The following is a 524-nucleotide window of genomic DNA, read 5'->3' as shown; positions in this document are numbered from 1 at the left end:
TCCTCGGGGTCACGGGCCATCAGCGCCAGGACCAGCCGGTCCACGGCCGGGGTGAGTTCGGTGCGGGCGCGGGAGGGGCGCAGCGGGGTGTCGTTGAGGTGGTTGAACATCACCCCGGCCGCCGAGCCGGTGTACGGGGGACGGCCCACGAGGAGTTCGTAGAGCACGCAGCCCAGCGCGTACAGATCGGTACGCCCGTCCAGCTCGTCCTGCCGGAACTGCTCGGGCGCCATGTACAGCACGCTGCCGAAGGGCATCTGCCCGGTCTGGGTCAACTGCGGGTCACTCGCCCGGGACTCGGTGAACTTCGCGATCCCGAAGTCCACGACCTTCGCCGTGCCCTCCCGCGTGACCATGATGTTGGCCGGCTTGATGTCCCGGTGCACCACACCCGCCGCATGCGCGGTCGCCAGCGCCCGGCACACATCCGCCGTCCACCCCAGCGCGTCCGCCAACGACACACGCCCCGAAGCCAACAGCTCCTCATGCAGCGTACGGCCCTCCACCAGGGCCATCACCAAAAA

At 69.5% G+C, this 524-nt stretch carries 1 protein-coding gene; it reads right to left on the bottom strand.

Annotation, left to right across the window (positions count from 1 at the left end):
• Positions 1–476: serine/threonine-protein kinase (locus ABD343_RS40685; RefSeq protein WP_344535919.1), on the bottom strand; the 476-nt coding region annotated here is incomplete at its 3' end.
• Positions 477–524 lie beyond the last annotated feature (48 nt).

The organism is Streptomyces albiaxialis, assembly GCF_039530985.1.
In the GTDB taxonomy this organism is placed as follows: domain Bacteria; phylum Actinomycetota; class Actinomycetes; order Streptomycetales; family Streptomycetaceae; genus Streptomyces; species Streptomyces albiaxialis.
Note: the sequence above shows the minus strand (reverse complement) of the source record. Positions and strands in the feature narration are given on the sequence as shown.